Source organism: Pantoea sp. SIMBA_079 (genome assembly GCF_046940275.1).
GTDB classification, from domain to species: domain Bacteria; phylum Pseudomonadota; class Gammaproteobacteria; order Enterobacterales; family Enterobacteriaceae; genus Pantoea; species Pantoea borealis.
In genome coordinates this window covers 1-268 of sequence record NZ_JAWRYR010000370.1, presented here as the reverse complement: position 1 = coordinate 268, position 268 = coordinate 1, and the positions used below count along the sequence as shown (strand labels likewise).

Below are 268 nucleotides of genomic sequence, written 5' to 3'. Positions count from 1 at the left end.
ATATTGGTGATGCCGAACTCACGGGTTTGCCCAAGGGCGATATACGCATGGCAAGTTTTGCCACGGACCGGAAAGTGACCGTAACCGAGGATCGCAAGCCAACGCAGAAGATCGTGGATATCAAAGTCGTGGATGGGGCGATCCGCACGACAGAAAAACTGCTGGAAACCACGACCTATACGATTTCGGGTGCTCTGGATGGTGAACGGACAATAGTGATCGAACATCCGGTTCGTGAGGGCTGGTCGTTTGTGTCGCAGGCAGAGAA

At 53.4% G+C, this 268-nt stretch carries 1 protein-coding gene; it reads left to right on the top strand.

Features of this window, described 5'->3' with window-relative positions:
- Positions 1–74: 74 nt before the first annotated feature.
- Positions 75–268: hypothetical protein (locus SB719_RS20410; protein ID WP_412159778.1), on the top strand; the 194-nt coding region annotated here is incomplete at its 3' end.